Below are 23180 nucleotides of genomic sequence, written 5' to 3' on the forward strand. Positions count from 1 at the left end.
TTCTTTCGTTCTATTATAGCATACTGTTTTTTCGGACATAAGCCGTAGATGGACCTGCTCCCGTTTTTGTGATGAAGCCATCCCTTACCAGCTGAGTCAAGGTGCGTTCTATCGTGACCTTGCTGATGTCGGGGCAATGCTCCATGATTTCTTTTTTAGTAATTTTACCCAGTGTTTGCTCGATGACAGCCTTGATGCGCTCGCCTTTGGAGAATTTTTTTCTACCCAAGTATTGGATGCGATTTTCAAATTCGTTATAGGCCTTCAGGATGATTCCCAGGAAATATTTTACAAATGGTTCATATGTGTTTTGATTTTCATGCCATTTTTGAGAACTGGATTGCAGTGCTTCATAATATGTTTCCTTTGTCCTTTCAATCAGCATCTCAATGCTGATGTACTTTCCGACAATATAGCCGGCTTTATAGAGCAGCAGCAGCGTCAACAGTCGGCTCATGCGTCCGTTTCCGTCGTTGAAGGGATGGATGCAAAGGAAATCCAAGACGAAGACGGGGATCAGAAGCAGCGGATCGATGAGTCCTTCCCGCCAAGCTTGGCGGAAATTATCGCATAAGGACTCCAACGCTTCGGCTGTCTGAAACGCCGGAACAGGAATGAATCGCGTCTTTTGCTGCCCTTGTGCATCCGTTTCGGCAATGATATTGTCGGCATTCTTGTAAGTGCCGCCGCTCGCTCCTGCGGAGTAAGAATATAAGTCCCGATGAATCTGTAAGATAACATTGGGAACAGGCGTGATGTAATCGTAGCTTTCGTGAATAGTCGCAAGCACTTCACGATACCCTGCGATTTCCTGCTCCGAGCGATTGTGCGGCTCTGCTTTTTTACGGACAAGTTCTCTAAGCCGCTGATCGCTGGTGAAGATACCTTCGATGCGATTGGAAGAGCCGGTGCTCTGAATCATAGCGGCATCCAGGAGCGTGTGCAGTTCGTCCGTATTTGCTTCGAGAAATAGATCCTGACGTCCCTTATGTTCATGGATGGAAGCAATAAGGCGAACGATTTCGGGCGTGATAAGTCGTTTGGGTGCTTCCTTATAGTCAAAGATTCGCATAAAGATCTCCTTCATATTGATCGTATCTCCATCATTTTATCATCAAATGATGGAGATAACAACGATTTGATGGAGATCATACGAACGATGTCCATGTCTTTGCCGCAAAACAACAGACGCCGCAGGATTTTTCCTGAGGCGTCTGTTTTCATATAAATCTTTTCCCAGGCCTTACCAGAACATCTGCACGCGCGTGTAGAAGGTCTTCGCGCTGCGGTCGCTTCCGAGTGACTTGCCGTGGAAGTAGGCCATGTCGATGTTCGTGTTCTTCATGGGCGCGTAACTTACGCCAATGACCCAGCCTTTCGTGCCGTACTCGCCGCCCGCCACGGGGATCTTGTAGGTCTGGCGGTGCAGCTCGTAGGTTGGCATGAGCGTGCTGTAACCGCCGAGGTGGCGATAGGCGAGGTACATGCCCCACGAGCCGGGGCTCACGACGTTCGAGCCTTTGTAGTTGAGCTGAACGTCTGCCGACTGGTTGTAGTTGTCCGCTTCGAGATTCCTCGCGTAGTGCGCGGAGAGGGCGACATCTTTCGTAAACTTGTATTTGCCGCCGACGGAGAGGATGCCCGCCTTGTCCGTCGTGGCGCCGTCGCGATAGGCGGGCAGGAATTGGAACACGTCCGAATCATAGTGGCGGTAGGCGACGCCGGCCTGCAGTTTGCCCGTCGCATGGTCGACGCCGATGGCGTAGTGATTCGCCGTGTAGTCCGAGGCCGTGCGGCCGCCGAGCTTGTCCTTGCCAGAGATGCTGAGGGCGGCGTTCCCCATGTTCCAGCGTCCGCCTTCGACCATGACCTTCGTCTTTGTGCCGTAGGTCAAGATCGCGCCCGAGAACCACGAGTCGGCGACGAGACCGTCGTCGGAGTACGACCAGAAGTGCGACATCTTGCCTGCTTGGATGCGCAGATTGCCGTAGTTGCCGTCGGCGTAGAGGTAGCTCAGGGCGACGTTGCTCGCTTGATCTTCTGCAAGCTTCACCGAGCCGGTCAGACGCGCGCGCACTTTCCAGTGATCGTTGACCGTGGCGACGGGCAGGAGGCGCAGCTGCAGCGTGTTGACTGAATGCTCGTCAGTCGCGCCGGCGGCATTTTCGTCGCGGTGCGAGAGGTGGACGTAGCGAAGCTCGCCCTCCCACTTCACGTTGTCCACCTTTTGCTCAAGATTTTCGACGCGAACGCCGAGGGTGCCCAACTCTTCAACAAATTCTGCAGCGAGGCGGTCGATCATGGCCTTCTGCTGTGCATTGACCTGATCTTCCTTCGCCATGGCCTTGGCGACCATTTGCGCCATCTCGTAGCGCGTGATTTCATTTTGGCCGCGGTAAGTGCCGTCGCCGTACCCTTCGATGACGCCGTCGTCGGCAAGCTGAGCGACAGCATCATACGCCCAGTGATCGGCGGGCACGTCGCTGAAGGGGTTCACCGCCGCAGAGGCGAGGGCGGAAGAGGCGAGGATGGCGGCGCTGAGAGCTGCGCCGCATATATATTTTTTCATGAACGACAACCTTTCATTTTCTTTTTGCTTCCGGGTCATTCGACCGTGATGTCCTTCGTCAGCAGGTAGTAGTCGAGCGGGAAGATCTTGACGTTCTTGACGTTCGACTTGCCCACGACGGTCGTCGTCGGCACGATGAGGAAGATTGAGGGCTGATCTTCCATGATCTGCTGCGCCGCCTTCATGACGAGGGCGTCTTTCTGTGCGGGATCGAGCGCCGTGGCCATCTCGTCTATGATGGCGTCGAAGGCGGGGCTGGCATAGCGGCTGTGGTTCGTGTTTTTGCCGCTCTTCGAGTAGAGCATGCCGCGCAGCCACGGGTACGGATCGTTCGTCGTCGCGACGGACCAATCTTCTTCGAGCAGGTCGAAGCCGCCGACTTCATCGACCTTGTCCGGCTCCTGCACATGAACCATCTTCACATCGATGCCGCCGGCACGAAGCTGCGATTCGATGGCTTCGTAGAGCGTTGTCTTCGTGCCCCAGGTTGCGAAGCGGAGCGTCAGGGACTTGCCGTCCTTTTCGTACATGCCCTGCGCGTTCTTCTTCCAGCCTGCCGCCGCAAAGAGCGCCTCGGATTTCGCCGGATCGTACGTGACCTTCTGTCCTGTGTGCCCGTAGGGGACGCTCGGCGGGAATGGCTCGCCCGCTGCTACGGAATTGCCGTAGGACTTGGCGAGGGCGTCGTTGTCGAGCATGTAGGCGAGCGCTTTTCTGAGGTTCTTGTCCGTGAAAATGCCATCGCCTTGGTATGGCGTGACCATGAAGACGCGCACGCCTGTCGTCTCGTAGATGGTATAATCGGGCTTGTCTGCGAAGAGGCTGCGGTTTGCCTCCGTCATGCGCTGCATGAGGTCGATCTCGCCCGACTGCAGAGCCATGGCACGCGAGGTGTCGTCTTCGAAGAGTTTGACCGTGACCGTGTCAAGCCCGGGTTTGCCGTCCCAATAGTGCTCGTTGCGCTTCATCTGAATCTCGGAGCCTTTCTTCCATTCCGTGATGGTATAAGGTCCGGTGAGAACGGGCGTGGAGGCGACCTTCGACATGTCCGCCTGCGTGTTGACGATGATGAAGAGCGGGTCGGAAAGCGCCGAGATCAAGGAGGCGTTGGGCGCTTCCGTCTCGATGACGATGTTTTCTCCGTCTACGCGGATTTCTTTGGCGTGCAGAGCCTTCTTCGCGCGGTCATTTTCCTTGAGCGTGCGTTCGATCGACGCCTTGACCAGATCGGGCGTCATCGCCGTGCCGTCCTGGAACTTTACGTTCGGGCGGATGTGGAAGCGCCACGTCGTCGGATTGACGTTTTCCCATTTGTCGGCGAGCTGCGGCACGAACTCCATGTGCTCGTTGACGGCGACGAGCGTCTCGCCCGCGCCGATGCGCGTCAGCGTCCAGCCGTCCCAGGCGTGCGCGGGGTCAAGTGTCTCGCCGAACCACCAAAGGGCGAGATTGAGATGCCCTGCCTTGCTCTTCATGCCGCCCCCGCCGCAGCCTGTGAAGGCCAGGAGGGTGCAGATGAGGAAGATTGCGGTAAAGATACGTTTCATGAATAAACCTCCCCGTGGAAAATGCAGCAGCATTTTCCTGAATAAATCTCGGACGCTTCCACGTCCGTCTCCTTGCAGGAACGGATAAAGGACAAGGAATTCGCGCACAGCCCCTTACTCTTGACCGCACGGTTTCGTCGTTCTGCGTCCCTGCGATTTATGATACAAGCGGGGTGACGCCGCTTGGCAGACTTCGGCAAGATCGCGTGCTCTCAGCCGAGAAGCCCACTCGCGTGCAGCAGCGCGAGCGTCGCTTCGTGCTTGGCATGGGCGAGGTCTTTTGCCGCGAGCGTCTCGACGAAGCGGCCGTCCGCGAGCACATAGATGCGCTCCGCCACATGCTGCACGGCGCCGAGTTCGTGGCCGACGAAGAGTCCTGCGAAGCGGAAGCGTCGGCGCAGCGCGGCGATGAGGTCGAGGATTTCCTTCTGCGTGATAACATCGAGTGCGCTCGTCGGCTCATCGAAGAGCACGATGTCCGGCTCTTGGAGCAGCGTTCGCGCGATGATGACGCGCTGCAGCTCGCCGCCCGAAAGCTGGTGCGGCAGGGCGGCGAGGACGGCGGGCACGAGATGCACCTCGGCGAGCATGGCGAGGATGCGGCTTTCGAGCGCATCTTTCGTATCGTCTGCCTTTTCGAGCGCCGTGCGGAAGAAGTCGCGCATCTGCATGCGCGGCGAAAAGGCTTCGCGCGGATCTTGGAAGACCATGCGCACGACGCCCCTTTTTTGTACTGTGCCTTCGTCGGGCAGCTCTGAACCCGCGATGATGCGAAAGAGCGTCGACTTTCCCGAGCCGCTCGCGCCGACGATGCCGCAGACTTCGCCGGGCGCGAGGCGAAGCGATACGCCGCGCAAGACTTCTTGCCTGCCGCGCTGGGTATCGAAGGCCTTCTTTACGTCCGTGACCTCAAGGAGCGCGGGCATATCTTCGTGCACGTCGGGCATTTCGCCTGCCCTCTTTTCTGCCGTCATGACTTCACCTCCAAGATTGCCGCCAAGAGTTCCTTCGTGTAGGCTTCCTGCGGCGCTTCCATGACTTCCTGCGTCGGGCCGGTTTCTACGACGCGTCCGTCCTTCAAGATCAGCAGGCGGTCGCCGAGGTAGGCGCCCGCGCGGATGTTGTGCGTGACGAAGAGGATCGCCGCGCCGTGCGACTGGTGGAGCTTCATGCGGTCGAGGAATTCGAGCGAAGCGATGGGGTCGAGCGCACTCGTCGGCTCGTCGAGCAGGAGAAGCTTCGGCGAGAGCGAGAGCGTGATCGCCGTCGCCGTGCGCTGGCGCTCGCCGCCCGACAGTTGGAACGGGTAGGCGCTGAGCACGCGCTTCGGCTCGCTGAAGCCGACGGCTCTGAGGCGGTCTTCCATCAAGGCCGGCCACTCCTTCTTGAGAACGCCGTGTGCACGCAGGAAGTCCTCGTACTGGCGGCGCACGCGCAGGTTTTGGTTCAGGTAGTTGCCGGGATTCTGGAAGACCATGGCGAAGTCGCGCCCGGCCAATTCCTTTTGCAGCGCGGCGTTCTTCAAAAGCGGTGCGCCGTGGTAGAGGATGTCGCCCGCGATCGCCTTGCCCTCGTGCGGCAGAAGCCCGAGGATGGCGCGCAGGAGCGTCGATTTGCCCGAGCCGCTTGCGCCGATGATGGAAAGCGCCTCGCCCGCTTCCAGTGCGAGCGACACGTCGTCGAGGACGCGCTTTTTCGCCACATCAATGGAAAGGTGATCGACGGCGAGGAAGGGCAGATGCGGCGAGGATTTCGCGCTGTGCGCGGCTGTGTTCTTTTCGCTCATGATTTCTCTCCCTTCCTTTCCCAGCGCGGCTCGAAGATGTCGCGCAGTTCGTCGCCTATGAGGCTGAAGAGGATGACCGTGATGAAGATGGCAAGTCCGGGGAACATCAGAAGCCACGGCGCCGTCTGCATGTAGTCCTTCGATCCCATGAGGAGCATGCCCCATTCGGGCGTCGGCGGCTGGATGCCGATGCCGATGAGCGATAGTCCCGCGACGATGAGCACGATGTCGCTCAAGTGCTGGAAGAAGAAGACGAACATCTGCGGCACGACGTTCGGCAGCACATAGCGAAAGAGCCGCCGCGAAAACGGGATGCCCGACGCGTCAGCGTAGCGCACGTAAGGCTTTTCGCGCTCCGTGCGCACGATCGTGCGCACGATGCGTGCATACTCCGCCCACGTCGTGATGAAGACGGCGAGGATGACGTTGCCGACGTTCGGCCCCAGGAAGCCGAGGAGCGCGACGAGGAAGACGCGGCTCGGAAAGGCGAGGAAGAAGTCGACGATTCCCGTTGAGATGAGCTGCATGCGGCCGCGCGTCAGAGCCATCGCCGCGCCGACGCCGATGCCGAAGACGGCAGACAGGATGCCGCTCACAAGGGACGCCGAAAGGCTCGCCTGACCGCCGACGAGGACGCGCGCGAGAAGGTCGCGTCCGAGCTGATCCGTACCGAGGATATGCTCTGCCGACGGCGGCAGGAGGCGTGCGCCCATGTCGTTCGTATAGGCGTCGTAGGGGAGGAAAGGCGGCACGGCGAACATCGCGGCGATCCATAGGAGAAGGAGAGCTGCGAGCACGCAGAAGAGCGGGTCGCGCCTCATGCGCGAGAAGAAGAGCCCCATGTCAGCCCACCTCCTGTTCGCGCACCTTGGGATTGAGCCACAGGCAGAGGATGTCCGCCGCGAGGTTGACGAGGATGAAGATGCCCGCGCCCCAGAGGACGTAGGCCTGCATGAGCGTGAAATCGTTGTTCTTTATGGCCTCGACCATCAAAAAGCCCATGCCGCGCCAGCCGAAGATCGCCTCGATGACGACCGTGCCGCCCAAGAGACTGCCGAAGGACAGGCCGAACATCGTGATGATGTTCGGCAGCGCGTTCGGCATGATGTAGCGCCAGAGGATGCGCGAATCGGAAAGCCCGAGGGCGCGCGCTCCCGTCACATAGTCTTTTTTGTGCTCTTCGAGGAGCGCACCGCGCAGGCGGCGCACATACAGCCCCATGTAGTAGAAGGAGAGTACGAGAGACGGCAGGATCAGCCCCGTGAGTCCCGTCGTATGGATCGGTATCAAAGACAGCTTGACCGAAAAGATGTAGATGAAGATCAAGGACAGCCAGATCGTTGGTATCGTGATACCAAAGAACGAGCCGAAGCGAATGATGAGGTCGAGCGGCCGCGCATAGAAGCGGAATGCGAGAACTGCGAGCGGCACGGAGATGAGGATTGAAAGCCCCATTGCCGAAACCGCCAGAAGAATCGTATTTGGTATCGCGTCCTTTAAGAGCGTCGCCACGGGCATGGAGAAGAGCAGCGAGTAGCCGAGATCGCCCGAGAGGAGGTCGCGCAGCCACACGAAATACTGCACCCAGATCGGCTCGTCGAGTCCGTAGCGTGCGCGCACCTCCGCGATCAGCTCGGGCGTCGGGATGATTCCCGAGCGAATCATGTAGAGTTTCACGGGATCGGAGTCCGACGTGTGCATGAGGAGGAACGTGATGACCGAGAGCAAAAAGAGGATGACGAGCATCATCAAGAGACGACGCAGGAGAATTCGTGCCATAGAGCTTTCCTTTCTGTTCGATTGCGCTGCCTTACGGCCGCTTGGCGAGAAGCCAGGCAGCAAGGCTTACGGCGAGGACAAGAAGCCAGGCAAAAGAGCCGCTCGTGTTGCCGAGGAAGGTGTCCGAGAGCGGCGCCGTCATGCCGACGAGGGAAAGCCCCGCGAGGAGCGCCGGCAGTTTCCAGACGGACGCCATGAGGGAGCGGCCTCTGCCGTCAGCAAAGACGGGACGGCGCTCCTTCTGCCTGTGGCAGCGACGCCACCAGCCAAGGAAGCCCGTGACGATGACGGTGATCGTCAAGATGTCGAGCAGCGCCCAAAAGAGCTTCAGGAGAATCGTCGAATGGTTGTGGATGTGGAGGTCGAGCAGCGAGGCGCAGACGGCCAAGTAGCGCGGCAGCGGCTCTGTGAAGTGCAGGAGCTCGCCGTCTGCCGTGCGGGAAAAGAGCACCTTCTGCCCCATGAACATCGCGGGATGCGCCGCATCTGTCAGATAGAGTGTCGCGGGGAGCTTGCCCGTTGCGGCCTCCATGCTTAGGACGTCCTGCCCAGGGAAGGCTTCTTTCGCATAGGCGAGCATGTCCTCGTAGCGGACGCTCGCAGCATCCCCCTGCGGCGCGTGGGCGTCGACGTCCGCGAGATAAGCGCCGTAGCCCACGGAGAAGATGACGATGGCGACGCCGCTCAAGGTCAGAAGCCCTGCCCAGACCGCTGTGACGACGCCGAGGAAGTTGTGCCAGTCGAAGGAGCTGCCCGCCGAGACGCCGCCGCGCGTGCCGCCGAAAAGGCGGCGGCGCATGAACGTCGGGTAGAGCAGCAGTCCGCCGAGAATGGAGAGGAAGCTGAAAAAGCACATGACGCCGAGGAAGATCATGCCGCCCTGCCCCATGGCGAGGCGCAGGTGCAGGATGTGCAGCGTGTGCATGAGGCTCGCGACGGCAGGCGACTTCACTGCGCCGCTACGCCACGGAACGGCCTGATCCGTCATGGGCGAATAGGCGATCTGCGTGCCGCCCATGCTCATGCGCCCCGTGCGCCCGTGACTGTCCTTGTCAGCGATGCGGTAGAGCAGAAGACCATGCTCGGGCATGGCGGAGATGGCCTGCACCTTCTTGTCGGGATTCTCTTCCAGAACCTTGTCGAGTCCGGCGGAAGTTCCCTGCCAGAGCGCATGGTAGGAGGAGGATCCCGCATGGGGCAGAGGCTCGACGCGGTTCCACTCTGTGATTTCCTCCTTGAAGAGAAGAGGCAGCCCCGTGAGGCAAAGTAGGAGAAAAAATGCTGCACAGATCGCACTGATCCAGCGGTGCAGACGATAGAGAAGCAACATGAAAAAGATTCCTTTCTTGCAAAGTGATTGTATGTCGGGCGGTCTCATGCAGGCTCGGGCTGAAACACCATAGAAGGGAAGCCCTGTCTTTCACGGGCTTCCCTCCCGATTGAGAATTCGTTTGCCGCAGTTCACCAAAGCCCCAAGACTTTCCACCAAGCCGCGCCGATCGTCAGGTAAATCAGTGTCGTTATGGTCGTCATGATGAAGCCGTTCTTCCACCATTCGCCCTGCGAGACATAGTCGCCGCCAAAGTAGATGGGGGCGCAACCGTTACCGTAGTGCGTGAGGGAAATCGGCACGTCAGCGAAAATGCCGAAGACGATGGCGACCAAAAGAGGCGGTGCACCGACGGTGACGCTGACGGCGATGAATGCCGCATAGAGCGCACTGATGCGCGCCGTGACGCTGGCAAACGCATAGTGGATGTAAGTGTAGAAAAGCAGGATAATGAGGCAGGAGATGACCCAGTCAAAACCGAGCGAGGAAATCGCCGCGCCGGCGCCGTTGGCAATCCAAGTGATGATGCCGGATTTTGCGAGAGCCGAGGCGAGCGTCATTAAAGAACCCATCCAGAACATCGCGTCCCACGCGCCTTTTTCCTTGATGACGTCCTGCCAGTTGATGATGTCGAGCATGATCATGAGGCAGACCGCGCCCATGGCGACGGGTGTCGCGTCGATGCCCGTGAGTCCCGAACTTGCCCAGAGCGCGAGGGAGGCGACGAAGATGACGGACAGCCCTTTCTCGGCAAGGCTCATCGGTCCCATTTCGGACAATTCGCGCTGCGCCAGTCCCTTCGCGTCGGGAATGTGCACGAGTTCGGGCGGAGAGAGCTTCATCATGACATAGGGAACGAGCAGGAGCGCGATGAGTCCCGGCACGATGGCAGCGCTCGCCCAGCCCATCCATGTGACATGGACGCCCAGCGTCTTTTCGGCGAGCGCCACGCAGAGCGGGTTGCCCGCCATCGAGGTCACGAACATCGTGCAGGTCACGGCATCCGTATGGTAGCCGACCTGCATGAGATAAGTGCCGATGCGCCGCGCACTCTCGCCGGGCTTCGAGCCGAGAGCTTCTGCCAGGGAGCGCACGATCGGATAGAGGATGCCGCCGCCGCGTGCCGTGGCCGAGGGCGTCGCGGGCGAAATCACAAGTTCGCTCAGCGCGATGGCGTAGCCGAGCGACAGCGCACTCTTGCCGATTGCCTCGATGATGCGAAAGGCGATGCGCTTGCCGAGTCCGCTCTTGATGAAGCCGCGCGAATAGAGGAAGGCGCAGACGATCAGCCAGATCGTGCTGTTGCCGTAGCCCGCCAGGGCGTCCGAGGTCTTCAAAAGCCCCGCCCAGACGGAAAAGGAAATCGCGATGAAGGCCACCGCACCGATGGGCAGCGGATGCAGGATAAAGCCGAGCACCGTCGCGACAAAGACCGCGAGCAAATGCCAGGCGAGCGGTGTGACGCCGTCAGGAATCGGCAGGAACCACAGGACGATTCCGACGCCGATCGTGAGGAGAGCGTTTCTTCTGTTAGCGTTCATGTTTTCACCCCATCTGAAAATATGAGTTCTCAGCCGCAGTCCCCATTTGCTGAAAGCATTTTTCTGCGGCACCTTTGGAAGCGATGGACGTACAAGGCATACAGCTGGACGTTTGCGAGGAGGGCGCATTGCGTCCTTTCACATTCGCAAAATAAAAGCAGCCCCTTTTCCTGCAAAGGAAAGAAAGGCTGCAAAATATCCTTGCCTTACCGCATGCCGTGCTGCATGTGCGCACGAAACCATCGCTGGAACAGCATCCCAAAGACGCGAACCAATCGCAAGGCGCAGATCCCCTCCCCATCGCTCGCAGGTCAGACGGTGATCGTCGATCAGGCAGTTCTCCTGGCTCCAGTTCATCGCTCCTCTGCGCCTTCCCGGGTTTCCCCAGTGACTTTTCCTGCAGATTCGCTCGCTGTTACAGTGGCGGGACCGCGCCGGCTCTTCCGGCTTCTCTATTGAGTCTTGCGACACCTGATCCGTCAATATGCTGTTTGTTGTTTATCGTAATGATGGCTTCCAAGAGGAAGAATATCATTGCTTTCGGTTATTGTCAAGAGATGGCGGCAAGCGGATAACAACCATCGTCGGATTCCATCTTTTCACGCTGAAACTGTCTTCTTGACAATAGTCAAATTCAGATATAATATGACTATATCAATAGGAGGGATTTTTATGTCGTCATTAGCGGAAACGATTCGCCCTTCAGCAGACCTGCGCGGCAGATACAGCGAGATTTCGCGGCAGTGCCGGGAGGATCGCAAGGCCGTGATCATCACGGTGAACGGGCGTGGAGACACGGTGTCTCTCGGATATGAGCAGTACCAGCAGATGAAAGCGCAGATCGAGCTTCTTGAAATCCTCGGGGAAGCGGAAGAAGATGTCCGAAACGGACGGGTCGCCCCGATGCAGGAGAGCTTCGATTCGCTCCGCGCGGAACTCCTTTCAAGGGAATAGCGATGGCATATCAGATTGTGCGCACGGCAAAGGCTGACGAACAGCTGCGGGACATCGTCCTCTATCGCGCGGAGGTTGCGGGAAGCGTTGAGGCTGCTCTGGAGTTTCTTGATCGCTTAAAGCAGAAGATCGGCCGTCTGGCGGACTTCCCGGAAAGCGGCTCTTTCCCCCGCTATGGTGCTCTTCGAGCGAGAGGGTATCGCGTGCTGATTGCCGAGAAGCATCTCGTGTTTTACAAAGTCGACAAGGAGCGCAGGATGGTCATTGTTTATGCCATCGTAGATGGACGAAGGGATTACTTAAACTTGATCTGACGCGTCGCCGGTCAGCCGTTTTCGTAGCCCGAGGGAAGATGTCCCTTCAATACTGCTGCATCTCGTTCAGGAGTGCGAGCTTCATCTCGTAGTAGGCGGGGCTCATGTCTAGGTAGTGTGTGTGCGGGTTCTCGAAGCGCTGCTCCTCCTGCCAGATCTCGCGGTCGAGTTGTGCCTTGACGTAGGCGCGGATCTCTTCGAGTGAGGGCTGCTTCGACACGAATTTGCCGTTCTTGATGACATCTTCCTGCAGCTCGCGCGCCGTGCAGTTCGTGAAGAAGCGGTGCTTCCACGGCTTCTTGGGGTCGATGTAGCGATAGGGCTTCGTCATGTCGGGCGTTTCGTCGGCGAGCGTCAGGAGGTCGGCGATGGCGTGGCCTTCTGCGTCGTAGATACGGTAGACCTTTTTCCTGCCGGGGTTCGTGATCTTCTCAACCGTTTCGGAAACTTTGATCTTCGCGAGAATCTCGCCGTCCTTTTCCACGGCAGCGAGCTTGTAGACCGCGCCGAAGACCGGCTCGCTCTTCGACGTGATCAGGCGTTCGCCTACGCCGAAGGCATCGATCTTTCCCCCCTGCGCGTTGAGGATCGAGGAGATCGTATACTCGTCGAGACTGTTCGAGGCGATAATCTTGCAGTCAGAAAGCCCCGCTGCGTCGAGCATAGTGCGCACGCGCTTAGAGAGGTAGGCGAGATCGCCCGAGTCGATGCGCACGCCCTTGAGCCTTTTGCCCAGCGGATCGAGCACGTCCTTGGCGGCGCGGATGGCGTTCGGAATGCCCGAATGTATGACGTCGTAGGTATCGACGAGGAAGACGGCGTTGTCAGGGTACGTCTCGGCATACTTCTTGAATGCCGTGTATTCGTCGTCATAGTACATGACCCAGCTATGCGCCATTGTACCGCTGACGGGGATGCCGAAGAGCTGGCCCGCGAGCACCGTCGCCGTCGAGGCCGCGCCGCCAATGTAGGCGGCGCGTGCGCCGTAGACAGCGGCGTCGACGTTGTGTGCGCGGCGTGCGCCGAAGTCGGAGACGACGCGGCCGCCCGCCGCCCGCACGATGCGGCGCGTCTTCGTCGCGATGAGCGACTGGTGGTTGATCTCGGCGAGGAGCGCCGTCTCGACGAGCTGCGCGTCAATGATGGGCGCGGTCACGGTGAGGATCGGCTCTTCGGGGTACATGACCGTGCCCTCGCGAAACGCGCGGATGTCGCCTGTGAAGCGGTAGTGCGCTAGGTAGTCGAGGAAGTCCTCGTCGAAGAGCGAGAGCGAGCGCAGGTAGTCGATGTCAGCAGGCGAGAAATGCATCGCCTCGATGTATTCAACGATCTGCTCAAGCCCCGCGAAGATCGAGAAGCCACCGCCGTCGGGGTGGCGGCGGAAGAAGACGTCGAAGGAGGCGCGTGTTTTCCTAGCCTCCTCACCTTCGCGGAAATAGCCGTAGGCCATCGTCAGCTCATAGAGATCCATCATCATCGTGATGTTGCGCGATTCAAACTGTGCCATCGAAATCGTCCTTTCTGGCGGCCGCCGCAAAAGCGGCAATCGGTCGTCCCCGTCAATGGATAAATCCAACGCCGCCATTTTGGCGGCGTTTATTTTCTTCGTGCCTCTTCAGCGTCTCGTATCTATGCCGCCAATCTTCCTTTCACCGACGGAAAAGCCTGCGCCCGTCTCGTTGCCCACATGCGCGAGGAGGTCGACGAGCTGCGGCATCTCCGCCTTGCCCGAAGTCTTGTAAGAATCCGCGAGCAAAAGAAGCGCATCCACGCCGCCCCGTCTGCCGTAGTCACCCGCTGCGCCGTGCTTGCCGCGCAGCTTCGCCTCGCGCTCGTTCTCGGGAAGCTTCTCCCAAGCCTTCGATGAAGTGAATTCGCGCCATTCATCGGCGAGTGCGCGAAGGACGATGATGTAGGTATCGTCGAGGTCGAATTTCGCGTTCTTCGCGTTTTCCAGCTCATCCATCGCGCGGTTGTAGCTTGCCTTGAGCTGGGCGACGCGCTCTTCGAGGAACGACGGTTTCTTCTCGCCGGCATCGTGCGCCTTGCCGTCGTGCGCCGCGCCCTTTTCCGCCGCACCATTCTGTGCGCCTTCTGCACTGCCGTTTGTGCTCGCCGCGCCGCCTTGCACCTGTTGCCCTGCCTGTGCAGCAGGAGCGGCCTTTGCTGCCGCTGCCTCGCCTGCACCAGCCAGAGCGGGGGCAGCTCCGTCGCCAAAGCCCGAGGCTCCTCCTTCGGGCGCGGCGGCAGAATCGTTGGCGACAGCTCTGCCCGCTTCAGGCGACGATGCACCGCCCGCACCGTTCGCAGAGGCGGCGGGCAGGCTTCCTGCGCCGCTCTTTGCAGCCTCCATCGCCTCGATCGCGACCTTGAGCTGTGCGTCCATGAGGATGCGGCGTGCAGCTTCTTTCGTCTTGGCACGCTTCAAGGCAGCCTTCAGTTCCTCGCGTGCATCGTCCGCTTTCTTCGCCTTCTGGTAGAGCACCTCGTCATTTTCCTTCAGGAGGCGAAGCTCCTCGGGCGTGAGTTTCTTGCCGCCGCGCGCTTTCTGCGAGATGATGGCGAGCCGAGTCGCATCCGTGACCTTGGCGAGCGTGCCGACGGTCTGCGGCTTCCTTTGACGCGCCTCCTCCGCAAAGTCCTTCTTGCTGTCCGTGAGCGAGATTGACTGTCCGGTCTTGATGCGCCAGTTCGCTTCCTTCTTCAGCTTCCACGTCGCCGTGTAGTCGCTGATCTTGCCAATCCATTCAAACATCGTGTCCCCTCCTTGGGTATGCGCCTGCTTCCTTGGGCAAAAATCCCTTCGTCTTGTTATCGTCAAAGGAGCGAGACTCCTTAAAAGCGCGGCACTACTCCTCGTCTTCAAGGAACTTGCCGAGCACGTAGAACGTGCCGTGTCCCTTGGCGTAGATCTTGCCGTCCTCATCCTTGATCTCGCTCTCCAAGGTCATCGCGTGCTTGCCGTCGTGCAGACAGATGCCCGTCGCGATGATCGTCTTGGCCAGCGGCACGGCGTGCATGAAGTCCATCGAGAGCGACATCGTCACGACCTTCTTGTTTCGCGCGAGCGCGGCCGCGCCCATCGCCGTGTCGGCGAGCGTCATCAAAACGCCGCCGTGCACGATGTTGTAGAGGTTCGTATGCTCGGGCTCGATCATCAGACGAAGCTCGACCGTGCCATCTGGCTTCGGCACGACGGCGGCATGCAGGTACTCGATGAACGGATTGAGATGGTAGAAGCGAATGATCTCCTGCTGTCTTTGGGTCAAAGGGAAGTCCATGGGATACCTCCTTATTCTTGCGGATGTTCCTGCGGCGTTCTCCTGTGCAGACGCTCTTTCGGCGCAGGCCGCGTCACGAGGAACGCCGTCGCATACGCCGTGATGGGAATGGCGAAGAGCAGTCCGATGCTGCCGATGAGCGAACGCACGATCTCGGTTGCGATCATGTCAAGGTTTGCGACGTGCACGAAGGAGAGGTTCGGCTGCGAGAAGAGCAGCAGCATCAAAGGCAGTGCGCCGCCGATGTAGGCGAGCACGAGCGTGTTCGCCATCGTGCCCATGACGTCGCGGCCGACGGCGAGTCCCGAAGCGACGAGCACGGTGAACGACGTCTTGGGCGCGAGGTTCTTCATCTCGCACTGCGCAGACGCGATGGAGACGGCGACGTCCATGACCGCGCCGAGCGCACCGAGGACGATGCCCGAAAAGAGCAGTTCGCGAAAATCAACATCCTTCAGATACAATACCTTGAGCATACCCGCGTGCTCCTCAGCGATGCCCGTCAGGTAGGTGAAGTGGATCGCGAGGAGAGCGAGCAGACCTGCGACGAAAATGCCGCCGATCGTGCCGACGATCGCGCCCGCCGACTTCACGTTGCAGCCATTGACGACGAGTTGGGTGCTGAGCGTGATGAGAGAGCCGATGAGGAACGTCCACAAGAGGATGTGCGTCGGCGAGAAGAGGATCAGCGATATGAGCCCCTTGGCGATGAGGAAGACGGCGAAGAGCAGCACGAGAAGAGCCTTGAGCCCCGTCACGCCGCCGAAGAGGATGAGGACGAGCGCGAAGCCGAAGAGCAGCCACAGCACGCCGGGCAGACGGTCGTAGTCGACGATGGCATAGGAGCCGTGCTCCTCTCGCACGAGGATGTTCTCGCCCTCCTTCGGATGGATGTCAAAGGCCGGATTGTTGAGCGTGCGGTGGACGATGCGCGCCTCCTCGCCCTCGTTGGGGCCGGATTCGAGGCGGATCGTCACATAATATTTCTCGCTGCCCGGCGCGAACTTCTCCATATCGTTCGCACTCTCCTCGACGGCGAGAATCTGCGCCTTGCACGTCGGCGGATCGTCCCCCTCTCCGCCCGGCAGGTGGAAAAGCCCGTAGAGGGCGAGGGCAATGAGAAAGCAAAAAGAAAGGAATGCGCCCAAACGGCGCGGCTGCGGCTGGATTTTCATAGTGGTCTCCTAAGGTGGTTTATCGTGTTGAACTTTCTATAGAGAAGAGATAGACTGTGCGTTCCCCTCACGCAAACAGCCCGAGGACATACGCCCAAAGCCCCTCGATGCTCAGCCCTCTGCCGACGCTCTTTTCTGCGCGCAGCGGGATGCGCGTAAGCTCCTTGCCGCCGTGGGAAACGACGAGATCGCCGACGCGGTCGCCCTCCTTGACGCCGGCGGCGATGACGCGCGGTAGGTCGTAGGTCAGACGATAGTTTTCCTCGGCCTCGCCGTCGACGAGCGGCAGGTGCAGATCCTCTGTTGGATAGACAGTGAGGCGGCCTTCTTTGCCGCCCTTGACCCAGACTCTTCGCGCGAGATCTGTCTTCGTATAGGCGGGCGCTGCCTTCACGCGGCGAAAGCCCATGTCCAAGAGCTTTGCCGCGTCGGTAAAGCGCGCCTCTTCGTCCGCTGCGCCGAGGACGACGGCGATCAGCTCGACGCCGCCGCGCCGCGCCGAGGCTACGAGGCAGCCGCCCGCCGCATTCGTGTAGCCCGTCTTGATGCCTGTCGCGCCCTCGTAAGTCGAGAGCAGGCGGTTCGTGTTCGCCATCAAGGCGCGTTTCTTCTCGGGCGTGACCCAGGTGATCTCACGCTCCTTCGCACCGACGAAGGAGCGGAACTTCGGATTCTTCATGCCGTAGGCAGCGATGCGGGCGATGTCGTGCGCTGTCGAGACGTGCGCCGGATTGGGCAGGCCGTTCGGATTGACGAAGTGCGTGTCCTTCGCACCGACGGCCTTCGCCTTCTCGTTCATGTGTGCAGCGAAGCTGCCGACAGAACCTGCAAGGTCTTCGGCAATGGCGACGGCAGCGCCGTTGTCCGAGCGCAGCATCATCTCGGCGACAAGCTCCGCGAGAACGAAGTGATCGCCTGCGCCGACCTCCGTATCTTCCGTTTCTGCCGCCGTGCGGCTCACGGTGAGGATGGACGAGAGATCGCCCTCCTCGATGGCGAGCACGCATGTCATCATCTTCGTCGTGCTCGCAGGAAAACGCGGCACATCCGCCGCTTTCTCGTAGAGCACGCGCCCTGTCGAAGCCTCGATGAGAATTGCCGAGGCCGCTGTGATCTGTATGTTTTCCGCCGCACCCGCCTTCGCTGTGAGAAGCAGGAGGACGAGGACGCAGAGGGAAAGGACTCGCTGGAAATGCAAGAAAAAGCCTCCTGTCGTGATTGCTTTCCCTATTATAGCATACAGCGAGAAAAAAAGGACCGTCTCACGCATCGGATTCGACGTATGAGACGGTTCTTTTGCTTTGAGGCCACCCCGCCGTATAAATTTTCCTAGCACCTTGCAAAGAGTGCGTTTTGTGGTTATGATAAAGATCAGACAGCGCATAAAGATGCTCCATCAACCGAAGGAGGCAAAACCATCATGAAAAAAGCGATTGTCGTCGTCGATATGCAGAAGGATTTTATCGATGGCGCATTGGGGACAAAGGAGGCGCAGGCGATGCTGCCGCGCATGGAGGCGAAGCTGGCGGCAGCGCGTGCGGCGGGAACGGCGCTCGTCTTTACGATGGACACGCACGGCGAGGACTATCTGGCGACGCAGGAAGGAAAGCGGCTTCCCGTGCCGCACTGCATTCGCGGCACGAAAGGCTGGGAGATCGCCGCATCCCTGCAGCCGTTCGTCAAAGAAGCGGCTGCCGTCGTCGAGAAACCCACTTTCGGCTCGACAGAACTGCCCGCTGTGCTCGCAGACTATGACGAGATCGAGCTTGTTGGCCTTTGCACCGATATATGCGTCATTTCCAATGCCCTGCTGCTCAAGGCCTTTTATCCCGAAAAGCGCATATCGGTCGACGCCTCCTGCTGTGCAGGCGTGACGGTTGAGAGCCACGAGGACGCACTGCGTGCGATGAAGATGTGCCAAGTCGACGTGAAATGAAGGCGGCTTGTCTGCAATCTTCCCATGAAATAATTCCCCTAAAAAAACGCTTGCATTTTCCTTCGGCTTTCTGTATAATACATTTTGTTCGCAGGCACACGCCTGCACAACATACGCTCGGTTAGCTCAGTTGGTTAGAGTATCACATTGACATTGTGGGGGTCACTGGTTCGAATCCAGTACCGAGCACCATTCGCTTATCAAGCAGTCATCTTCGGGTGGCTGCTCCTTTGTTATATAGAAAAGTTAAGGAATCTCTGATAAATGCAGCGCCGATCCGGCAGATCTCAGATGGCCCGTGACAGCGAAAAATCGTCGCTTCATCCAGAAAATGTTGAATGAAGCAACTTTCTGAGGAGGAATCAACCATGAAGATCGGGAAAAAGCTCTGTGCCGCTATCCTCACCAGCCTCGTGGCCGCCGCGCCGCTTGCGCTGCCCCTTCCCCTTGCGGTGCAGGTCGAGGCGGCGGCACTCAACCCCGTGATGATCGGCATGTCCGCCATCGGCGGCTTCCTCGCCTACCAGGGCACGCTCAAGGAAATGCTCGCCATCGGCAACAACGTCGACTACCAGATCAGCGGACTCAAGCAGGACATGGAGGAAAACGGCGAGGACAAGGACGCGCTTGACCGCGAGGTCGTCGACCGCGTGCTCGGCCAGATCACAGAGCACGGCGAATACGCGCTCTCTATCAACTCCCTGCCCTTCCTGTGGCGCGTGACCGCGGGCGACGCCTTCAATGCCGCCTGCTATCCGACCGACTACATCACGGTGAACCGCGGCCTCGTGCGTGCGCTGCATCACGACGAGGACGAGCTCGCCGCTGTCCTCGGCCACGAGATGACGCACGGCCTTCGCCAGCACAGCGCGAAGAACTACGCCAAGGCCGTCGCCGAATCGTATGCGGGAATCGCCATCGGCTCGGCGGCGGACAACCTCGACTGGCAGAAGCTTAATGCCGTCGTCGGCTACGCCATCGCCAAGGACGTGACGCTGCCGAGCGAGCTTGAGGCGGACGAGGGAGGCTTCCACCTCATGACGACGGCGGGCTTCAACCCCGGCGGCGGCGCGGCTGCCATGGCACGCATGGCCTACTACCTGACATACGAGACGCAGGACATCAGCGAGTACCAAGACCCCTTCGAGAATCCCAATGCACCGAACTACAACGACCATCCCGCCATGCAAGAGCGCGTCGAGCGCCTCGCCGCCATGATGACGAATTACGGCATGGGGCATGTAACCGTCGAAAACGGCACGGACGTCCTCATCGACGGCGAAAAACTCCTCTCAGCCGACTGGGATGCCGACTACAACAACACGACGGAGAACGCCTATCTCATCGCGGGCGGCATCGCCAAGGCCTTCCACGACCACGCTTCCTTCGACGGCTGGCACTTTTCCGCCGCGCCCGGCGCACGCATCTCCTACCTCGACGACAGCCGCGTCTACGAAAAGCTCAAAAAATTCGTCATGCGCAATCATGCGGAAGAGCGCCTCGAAGAACTCGTGCGCAATGCCTATGCAAGCAGCAAGGACAAGGAAATGCGTGAAAAGGTCGCCGCCGAGGAAAAGAAGCGCACGGACGCGTGGCAGAAGATTCGCGAGAATGCGCTCAACGCCAAGGGCGACTACGTCAAGCAGCTGCGCTACAACGCCGACCGCTACAGCGACAACGGCATGGCGAAGGAAGCGCTCTTCCTCATGGAGCGCGCCTTCGCCGCGAAAAATCCCGACAACGTCGCGGAGAACTACGCGATCCGCGGCAGAGCCAAGGCCGTCGCCGGCGACTACGAAGCCGCGCTCGCCGACTCCAATCATGCCATAGAACTTGACGCGACGAACATCTACAACTTCCTCAACCGCGCCGATGTCTATCGCATGATGGGCGAGCGTGAAAAAGCCCTCGCTGACCTCGAAAAATCGCAGGAGATCGACGCAAAGAATCCCTACATCTACAAGATGCGCGGCGAAATTTATAGCGAGATGGGCGAGAAGGAAGCAGCGCTCGCCGCCTACAAGGAATACTGGAAGCAAGCACCGAATGCAAGCGACATTCCCGATGAGTACATGCAGGAAGTCGATGCCGCAGCCTACGACAAGATCGTCAAGGAGCGCGAGAAGAAGGAACAGGAGAAAAAAGAGAAGGAAGCAGCAAAAAAAGACGCTTCTGAGAATAAAGTGGGCGAAAAGACTTAATTTTCTCCTTGAATTTTTCGATAAAGAAGAAAAGAAGCGTGCAAGCACTGTATTCATCCATTCTTCTCTATCGGAAAGGAGATGTAGAAAATGGGCATATTGGCCGCTGTTCTCGTTATCTTACTTGCCATCCTCTTTCTCGACGACATGGAATTGACGGCGGTATCGCTCATCATCGCCATTCCTCTCGCCGTGACGTATCAACTGACGGATTCTGCCGTTTTGGCCGCCTTCACGACCTTCGGCATCCTCATGCTCTTGGGACTGCTCTACCGCTACCGCGCCGTAGCCCTGCAAATGCGCAAATAGATCGACCTTGTTCTCGAAGCCCTGCCGGATCCGCCGCATCCGGCAGGGCTTTCCTTTGGCAGGAGCAGTTCTTGAAACAGCGCATTCTTGAAGATTAGAAGATTCTTTTTTCCGATTTTCGATTTATTTCGTGCAATTCTGTCGACAATGTGGTATACTATGTTTGCGGCAAGTAGACAATCAAGATCTACACGCCTATTCTGCCGTGTTTCACCAAACACGGGGGAGGTAGGCCAGCCACTGATTCTCTCCCCGTGTTTATTTGATTTACGGGGACGGAAACATCGTCAACGAAATACAGAAAGCCGCGCAGGCGTCATCCAAGGCTTGCGCGGCTTTTTTTGTATATATTGCATAGAAAAAGCTACCGCACACGATTCAATGTGCGGCAGCCCTTTTCTTGTTCAGCGTGCGAAGTCGCGTGCGCTCTTCAAGATCACACGCTCCTTGAAGCGCGTGTCGCCGAGGGGCATCATCGCGGTCTTCTCCTGCCACTTGGGAAGATTCGTCTTGTTCCAGTCGAGCAGGCAGCGAAGCTCCTTCAGACCTTTCTCGAAGGCGGTTTTTCCCTCTCCCAGGTGCTCTTCGCGCCACCGGCGGAAGGCGGCGAGGCATTCTTCGCCCGTGCTCTCTTCGAGGCTTTCGCGCCATGTGCCGTCCTCGAAGAGTCCCGCGAACTGTTTCTCCGTGTCTTCGAGCAGGAGCCGCGCCTTGAGGCGCACCGAGCCGAGGCCGAGGGATTTTCCCTGCCCGAGCTTGAAGCATATATCCTCGCCCGATTCGCCGAGGGAGAAGACTTCGAGCAGAGCGCCGAGTTCTTCGGGGCGCAGGTTCTTGAAGCGGATAGAGCTGGAAAAATGTGCGCCGGCGGCGATGGGGCGGATTTCCTGCGTGCCCTTGACGACCTTGTCACGCTCGGGGTCGAGACGCCACGAGTCGGCGCTCGCCTTCTGATGCCAGTAGAGCTTGTAGCCGCGGATCGGCGCCGCACTGTCCCAGTGCTGCGGTTCTTTTCCCGTCTGCTTCAAGTAGAGCTGGAAGGAGGTGGGATTCGGCGTCATCAGCGAATGGGAACGCGACGGCGCGAGCTGCTTGGCCGTGCCTTGGAGCACGGCGTCTTCGAAGATGACGCGCCCCGCCCAAAGAGCCTTGCAGCCGAAGATGGCGTCGGCGAAGTCGATCGTATCCTTTTGAAGCGCAGCAGGCACATGGTCGGCGATGGACTTCTCATAAGGGATGCGGTAGTAGCGTCCGTGACCGAAGTGCTGCACGACGCCGTCTTCCGCCATGTAGAAGCACGGGGCGCAGAAGTCGACGTCTTTGCTGTTTGCAAATCTTTGAGCGCGTCCACCCGTGAGTGCTCGTGGTTTTTCGTTGGAACGCGCTGTTTGCAGCAAATTGAAACGTCCGCGACTCTTGTCTTCGCGGTATCCTTTGAGGACGTTTTCGGGTACGGGCAGACGGTGTTCTGGCTTCCAATCAGCATTTTGGATGCGATAATAAACCCTTTTTATCTTCGGGGACTTCCCCGTGATGACATCGGCACTGTGTTCCTTTTCATCCCAATCAATCCGAGCCTTTACCCGCGGATCATCGGACGGTATCGACATTCCTTTCTTGTCGGCGGGGCACACGTAGTATTTGCCGCGCACTCGGATGAGGAAGCCCGCATTCGCCTTGGAGACGGGACGGGTGACTTCCTCTTCGCCGCCATCTTCGGTCTTCTTCTTGACGGTGATATTCTCCACCATGCGCTCCTCGTAGTAATCGGCAAGGTTGCTTCCTTGCTCGACAATGGCACGGAAGTACAGGTGACGCTCGGTGAATTCCGCACCCGGACGCATCGCGCCGCCCGATACCATGCGCACCATGTGTTTGATGAAGCCGCGCAGCGTGCTGCCCGGCACGATCGGCTCGCCCGTCGGCGAGAAGAATTCATTCGTATCGCCGCTGCTGCCGCTGCCGATGAAGAGCGGGGTCAGCGTCTCAAGGGAAAGTTCGATGCGTCCGCTCTTCGCGCCGTCCTCGCATACATATTTGCGGTAGAGGCGAAGGCGCTCCTTCTCCTCCATCTTGTGCCAGTCGAGTCCCTGGTCGAGCGGCGCGGGCACGATGGCTTCGGGCAGCGACACGAAGTTGTAGGGTGCGCTCGCAGGCTCCGTCGTCTTGGGGCGCGGCGAAACACTGCCGCTCTGTCCGCCATAGCCGCCATAGCCGCTGCGCCCGCCATAGCCGCCCTGCTGGCCATAGTTGCCCTGTCCGCGAGAGCCGCCGCTCCGGTTTCCGCGTCCGCCGCCATAGCCGCCGCTTCTTTCGCCGCCGCGTCTCGGGCGGCGGCTTTCCGCCTTCGCATACTTCTCATAGGCGGCGTCCCAGTCCTTCGGTTTCTCTTTTTCCTCGGGCAATTCCAATTTGTATCTTTTCGCAGCTTCTGCCCACGGATTGTCATTGGCCATCG

21 protein-coding genes, 1 tRNA gene and 1 riboswitch are annotated in these 23180 nt (G+C 59.1%); of the genes, 6 read left to right on the top strand and 16 right to left on the bottom strand.

What is annotated here, in order from left to right; all coding sequences use genetic code 11:
- Nucleotides 1-13: 13 nt before the first annotated feature.
- The 10 genes from RWS31_RS04890 to RWS31_RS04935 form a co-directional block, all read right to left on the bottom strand.
- Nucleotides 14-1087, bottom strand: coding sequence for a Fic family protein (locus RWS31_RS04890; protein WP_314596479.1), 1074 nt, complete (start codon nucleotides 1085-1087; stop codon nucleotides 14-16).
- 156 nt (nucleotides 1088-1243) lie between these two features.
- Nucleotides 1244-2569, bottom strand: a complete 1326-nt coding sequence (locus tag RWS31_RS04895) for an S-layer homology domain-containing protein (RefSeq protein ID WP_314596480.1) — start codon at nucleotides 2567-2569, stop codon at nucleotides 1244-1246.
- Nucleotides 2570-2604: 35 nt separating this feature from the next.
- Nucleotides 2605-4116 (bottom strand): ABC transporter substrate-binding protein, encoded by a 1512-nt coding sequence (locus RWS31_RS04900; RefSeq protein WP_314596481.1) that lies wholly within the window; start codon nucleotides 4114-4116, stop codon nucleotides 2605-2607.
- Between the two features lie 212 nt (nucleotides 4117-4328).
- Complete coding sequence (locus RWS31_RS04905) at nucleotides 4329-5090, bottom strand: dipeptide/oligopeptide/nickel ABC transporter ATP-binding protein (RefSeq protein WP_314596482.1); 762 nt, start codon at nucleotides 5088-5090, stop codon at nucleotides 4329-4331.
- Nucleotides 5087-5902: an ABC transporter ATP-binding protein gene (locus RWS31_RS04910; protein WP_314596483.1), complete on the bottom strand. Its 816-nt coding sequence runs from the start codon at nucleotides 5900-5902 to the stop codon at nucleotides 5087-5089. Before RWS31_RS04910 ends, RWS31_RS04905 begins: the two co-directional genes overlap by 4 nt.
- Nucleotides 5899-6744: an ABC transporter permease gene (locus tag RWS31_RS04915; protein WP_314596484.1), complete on the bottom strand. Its 846-nt coding sequence runs from the start codon at nucleotides 6742-6744 to the stop codon at nucleotides 5899-5901. The genes RWS31_RS04910 and RWS31_RS04915 overlap by 4 nt, the downstream gene beginning before the upstream one ends.
- A gap of 1 nt (nucleotide 6745) precedes the next feature.
- On the bottom strand, nucleotides 6746-7681 hold the full coding sequence (locus RWS31_RS04920; RefSeq protein WP_314596485.1) for an ABC transporter permease: 936 nt from the start codon (nucleotides 7679-7681) through the stop codon (nucleotides 6746-6748).
- A 31-nt stretch (nucleotides 7682-7712) separates the two neighbouring features.
- Nucleotides 7713-9011 (bottom strand): PepSY-associated TM helix domain-containing protein, encoded by a 1299-nt coding sequence (locus RWS31_RS04925; RefSeq protein WP_314596486.1) that lies wholly within the window; start codon nucleotides 9009-9011, stop codon nucleotides 7713-7715.
- A gap of 131 nt (nucleotides 9012-9142) precedes the next feature.
- Nucleotides 9143-10552, bottom strand: a complete 1410-nt coding sequence (locus RWS31_RS04930; protein ID WP_314596487.1) for a DASS family sodium-coupled anion symporter — start codon at nucleotides 10550-10552, stop codon at nucleotides 9143-9145.
- Nucleotides 10553-10690: 138 nt separating this feature from the next.
- Nucleotides 10691-10909, bottom strand: coding sequence for a hypothetical protein (locus RWS31_RS04935; protein ID WP_314596488.1), 219 nt, complete (start codon nucleotides 10907-10909; stop codon nucleotides 10691-10693).
- A riboswitch (cobalamin riboswitch) is annotated at nucleotides 10867-11042 on the bottom strand. Its footprint overlaps the gene before it by 43 nt.
- A gap of 182 nt (nucleotides 11043-11224) precedes the next feature.
- Here RWS31_RS04935 and RWS31_RS04940 point away from each other — a divergent pair.
- Both RWS31_RS04940 and RWS31_RS04945 read left to right on the top strand, forming a co-directional pair.
- Complete coding sequence (locus tag RWS31_RS04940) at nucleotides 11225-11506, top strand: type II toxin-antitoxin system Phd/YefM family antitoxin (RefSeq protein ID WP_009645837.1); 282 nt, start codon at nucleotides 11225-11227, stop codon at nucleotides 11504-11506.
- A 2-nt stretch (nucleotides 11507-11508) separates the two neighbouring features.
- A complete protein-coding gene (locus tag RWS31_RS04945) occupies nucleotides 11509-11820 on the top strand; it encodes a type II toxin-antitoxin system RelE/ParE family toxin (RefSeq protein ID WP_314596489.1) in 312 nt (103 codons plus the stop codon).
- A gap of 46 nt (nucleotides 11821-11866) precedes the next feature.
- Here RWS31_RS04945 and RWS31_RS04950 read toward each other — a convergent pair whose 3' ends face one another.
- From RWS31_RS04950 to RWS31_RS04970, 5 genes are all read right to left on the bottom strand, one after another.
- Nucleotides 11867-13327 (bottom strand): nicotinate phosphoribosyltransferase, encoded by a 1461-nt coding sequence (locus tag RWS31_RS04950; protein ID WP_314596490.1) that lies wholly within the window; start codon nucleotides 13325-13327, stop codon nucleotides 11867-11869.
- A 108-nt stretch (nucleotides 13328-13435) separates the two neighbouring features.
- Nucleotides 13436-14575 carry a hypothetical protein gene (locus tag RWS31_RS04955; protein WP_314596491.1) on the bottom strand — a complete coding sequence of 380 codons (1140 nt, stop codon included), beginning with the start codon at nucleotides 14573-14575 and terminating at the stop codon, nucleotides 13436-13438.
- A gap of 94 nt (nucleotides 14576-14669) precedes the next feature.
- Complete coding sequence (locus tag RWS31_RS04960) at nucleotides 14670-15101, bottom strand: PaaI family thioesterase (protein ID WP_294176722.1); 432 nt, start codon at nucleotides 15099-15101, stop codon at nucleotides 14670-14672.
- A gap of 11 nt (nucleotides 15102-15112) precedes the next feature.
- Nucleotides 15113-16276 carry a YibE/F family protein gene (locus RWS31_RS04965; RefSeq protein WP_314596492.1) on the bottom strand — a complete coding sequence of 388 codons (1164 nt, stop codon included), beginning with the start codon at nucleotides 16274-16276 and terminating at the stop codon, nucleotides 15113-15115.
- Between the two features lie 67 nt (nucleotides 16277-16343).
- Nucleotides 16344-17474 carry a D-alanyl-D-alanine carboxypeptidase family protein gene (locus RWS31_RS04970; protein ID WP_314596493.1) on the bottom strand — a complete coding sequence of 377 codons (1131 nt, stop codon included), beginning with the start codon at nucleotides 17472-17474 and terminating at the stop codon, nucleotides 16344-16346.
- 222 nt (nucleotides 17475-17696) lie between these two features.
- On the opposite strand from RWS31_RS04970, the gene RWS31_RS04975 reads away from it, so the two are divergent.
- The 4 genes from RWS31_RS04975 (at nucleotide 17697) to RWS31_RS04990 (ending at nucleotide 20722) form a co-directional block, all read left to right on the top strand.
- A complete protein-coding gene (locus tag RWS31_RS04975; protein ID WP_314596494.1) occupies nucleotides 17697-18212 on the top strand; it encodes an isochorismatase family cysteine hydrolase in 516 nt (171 codons plus the stop codon).
- A 115-nt stretch (nucleotides 18213-18327) separates the two neighbouring features.
- Nucleotides 18328-18404, top strand: a tRNA-Val gene (locus tag RWS31_RS04980).
- A 176-nt stretch (nucleotides 18405-18580) separates the two neighbouring features.
- Nucleotides 18581-20413 (top strand): M48 family metalloprotease, encoded by a 1833-nt coding sequence (locus tag RWS31_RS04985; RefSeq protein WP_314596495.1) that lies wholly within the window; start codon nucleotides 18581-18583, stop codon nucleotides 20411-20413.
- Between the two features lie 90 nt (nucleotides 20414-20503).
- A complete protein-coding gene (locus tag RWS31_RS04990; RefSeq protein WP_314596496.1) occupies nucleotides 20504-20722 on the top strand; it encodes a hypothetical protein in 219 nt (72 codons plus the stop codon).
- Between the two features lie 404 nt (nucleotides 20723-21126).
- Here the strand turns inward: RWS31_RS04990 and RWS31_RS04995 are convergent, their stop codons facing one another.
- Entirely contained in the window at nucleotides 21127-23178 is a 2052-nt protein-coding gene (locus RWS31_RS04995; protein ID WP_314596497.1) for a TIGR03986 family CRISPR-associated RAMP protein, read from the bottom strand.
- Between the last annotated feature and the right edge of the window lie 2 nt (nucleotides 23179-23180).

Source organism: uncultured Selenomonas sp. (assembly GCF_963528755.1).
GTDB lineage: Bacteria > Bacillota > Negativicutes > Selenomonadales > Selenomonadaceae > Selenomonas.

Coding starts and splice junctions, on each gene's coding strand:
- RWS31_RS04965 (WP_314596492.1), bottom strand. CDS start 16,276: ATGAAAATCCAGCCGCAGCCGCGCCGTTTGGGCGCATTCCTTTCTTTT.
- RWS31_RS04900 (WP_314596481.1), bottom strand. CDS start 4,116: ATGAAACGTATCTTTACCGCAATCTTCCTCATCTGCACCCTCCTGGCC.
- RWS31_RS04910 (WP_314596483.1), bottom strand. CDS start 5,902: ATGAGCGAAAAGAACACAGCCGCGCACAGCGCGAAATCCTCGCCGCAT.
- RWS31_RS04925 (WP_314596486.1), bottom strand. CDS start 9,011: ATGTTGCTTCTCTATCGTCTGCACCGCTGGATCAGTGCGATCTGTGCA.
- RWS31_RS04920 (WP_314596485.1), bottom strand. CDS start 7,681: ATGGCACGAATTCTCCTGCGTCGTCTCTTGATGATGCTCGTCATCCTC.
- RWS31_RS04975 (WP_314596494.1), top strand. CDS start 17,697: ATGAAAAAAGCGATTGTCGTCGTCGATATGCAGAAGGATTTTATCGAT.
- RWS31_RS04950 (WP_314596490.1), bottom strand. CDS start 13,327: ATGGCACAGTTTGAATCGCGCAACATCACGATGATGATGGATCTCTAT.
- RWS31_RS04905 (WP_314596482.1), bottom strand. CDS start 5,090: ATGACGGCAGAAAAGAGGGCAGGCGAAATGCCCGACGTGCACGAAGAT.
- RWS31_RS04895 (WP_314596480.1), bottom strand. CDS start 2,569: ATGAAAAAATATATATGCGGCGCAGCTCTCAGCGCCGCCATCCTCGCC.
- RWS31_RS04940 (WP_009645837.1), top strand. CDS start 11,225: ATGTCGTCATTAGCGGAAACGATTCGCCCTTCAGCAGACCTGCGCGGC.
- RWS31_RS04945 (WP_314596489.1), top strand. CDS start 11,509: ATGGCATATCAGATTGTGCGCACGGCAAAGGCTGACGAACAGCTGCGG.
- RWS31_RS04985 (WP_314596495.1), top strand. CDS start 18,581: ATGAAGATCGGGAAAAAGCTCTGTGCCGCTATCCTCACCAGCCTCGTG.
- RWS31_RS04990 (WP_314596496.1), top strand. CDS start 20,504: ATGGGCATATTGGCCGCTGTTCTCGTTATCTTACTTGCCATCCTCTTT.
- RWS31_RS04930 (WP_314596487.1), bottom strand. CDS start 10,552: ATGAACGCTAACAGAAGAAACGCTCTCCTCACGATCGGCGTCGGAATC.
- RWS31_RS04995 (WP_314596497.1), bottom strand. CDS start 23,178: ATGGCCAATGACAATCCGTGGGCAGAAGCTGCGAAAAGATACAAATTG.
- RWS31_RS04960 (WP_294176722.1), bottom strand. CDS start 15,101: ATGGACTTCCCTTTGACCCAAAGACAGCAGGAGATCATTCGCTTCTAC.
- RWS31_RS04915 (WP_314596484.1), bottom strand. CDS start 6,744: ATGGGGCTCTTCTTCTCGCGCATGAGGCGCGACCCGCTCTTCTGCGTG.
- RWS31_RS04935 (WP_314596488.1), bottom strand. CDS start 10,909: ATGAACTGGAGCCAGGAGAACTGCCTGATCGACGATCACCGTCTGACC.
- RWS31_RS04890 (WP_314596479.1), bottom strand. CDS start 1,087: ATGAAGGAGATCTTTATGCGAATCTTTGACTATAAGGAAGCACCCAAA.
- RWS31_RS04955 (WP_314596491.1), bottom strand. CDS start 14,575: ATGTTTGAATGGATTGGCAAGATCAGCGACTACACGGCGACGTGGAAG.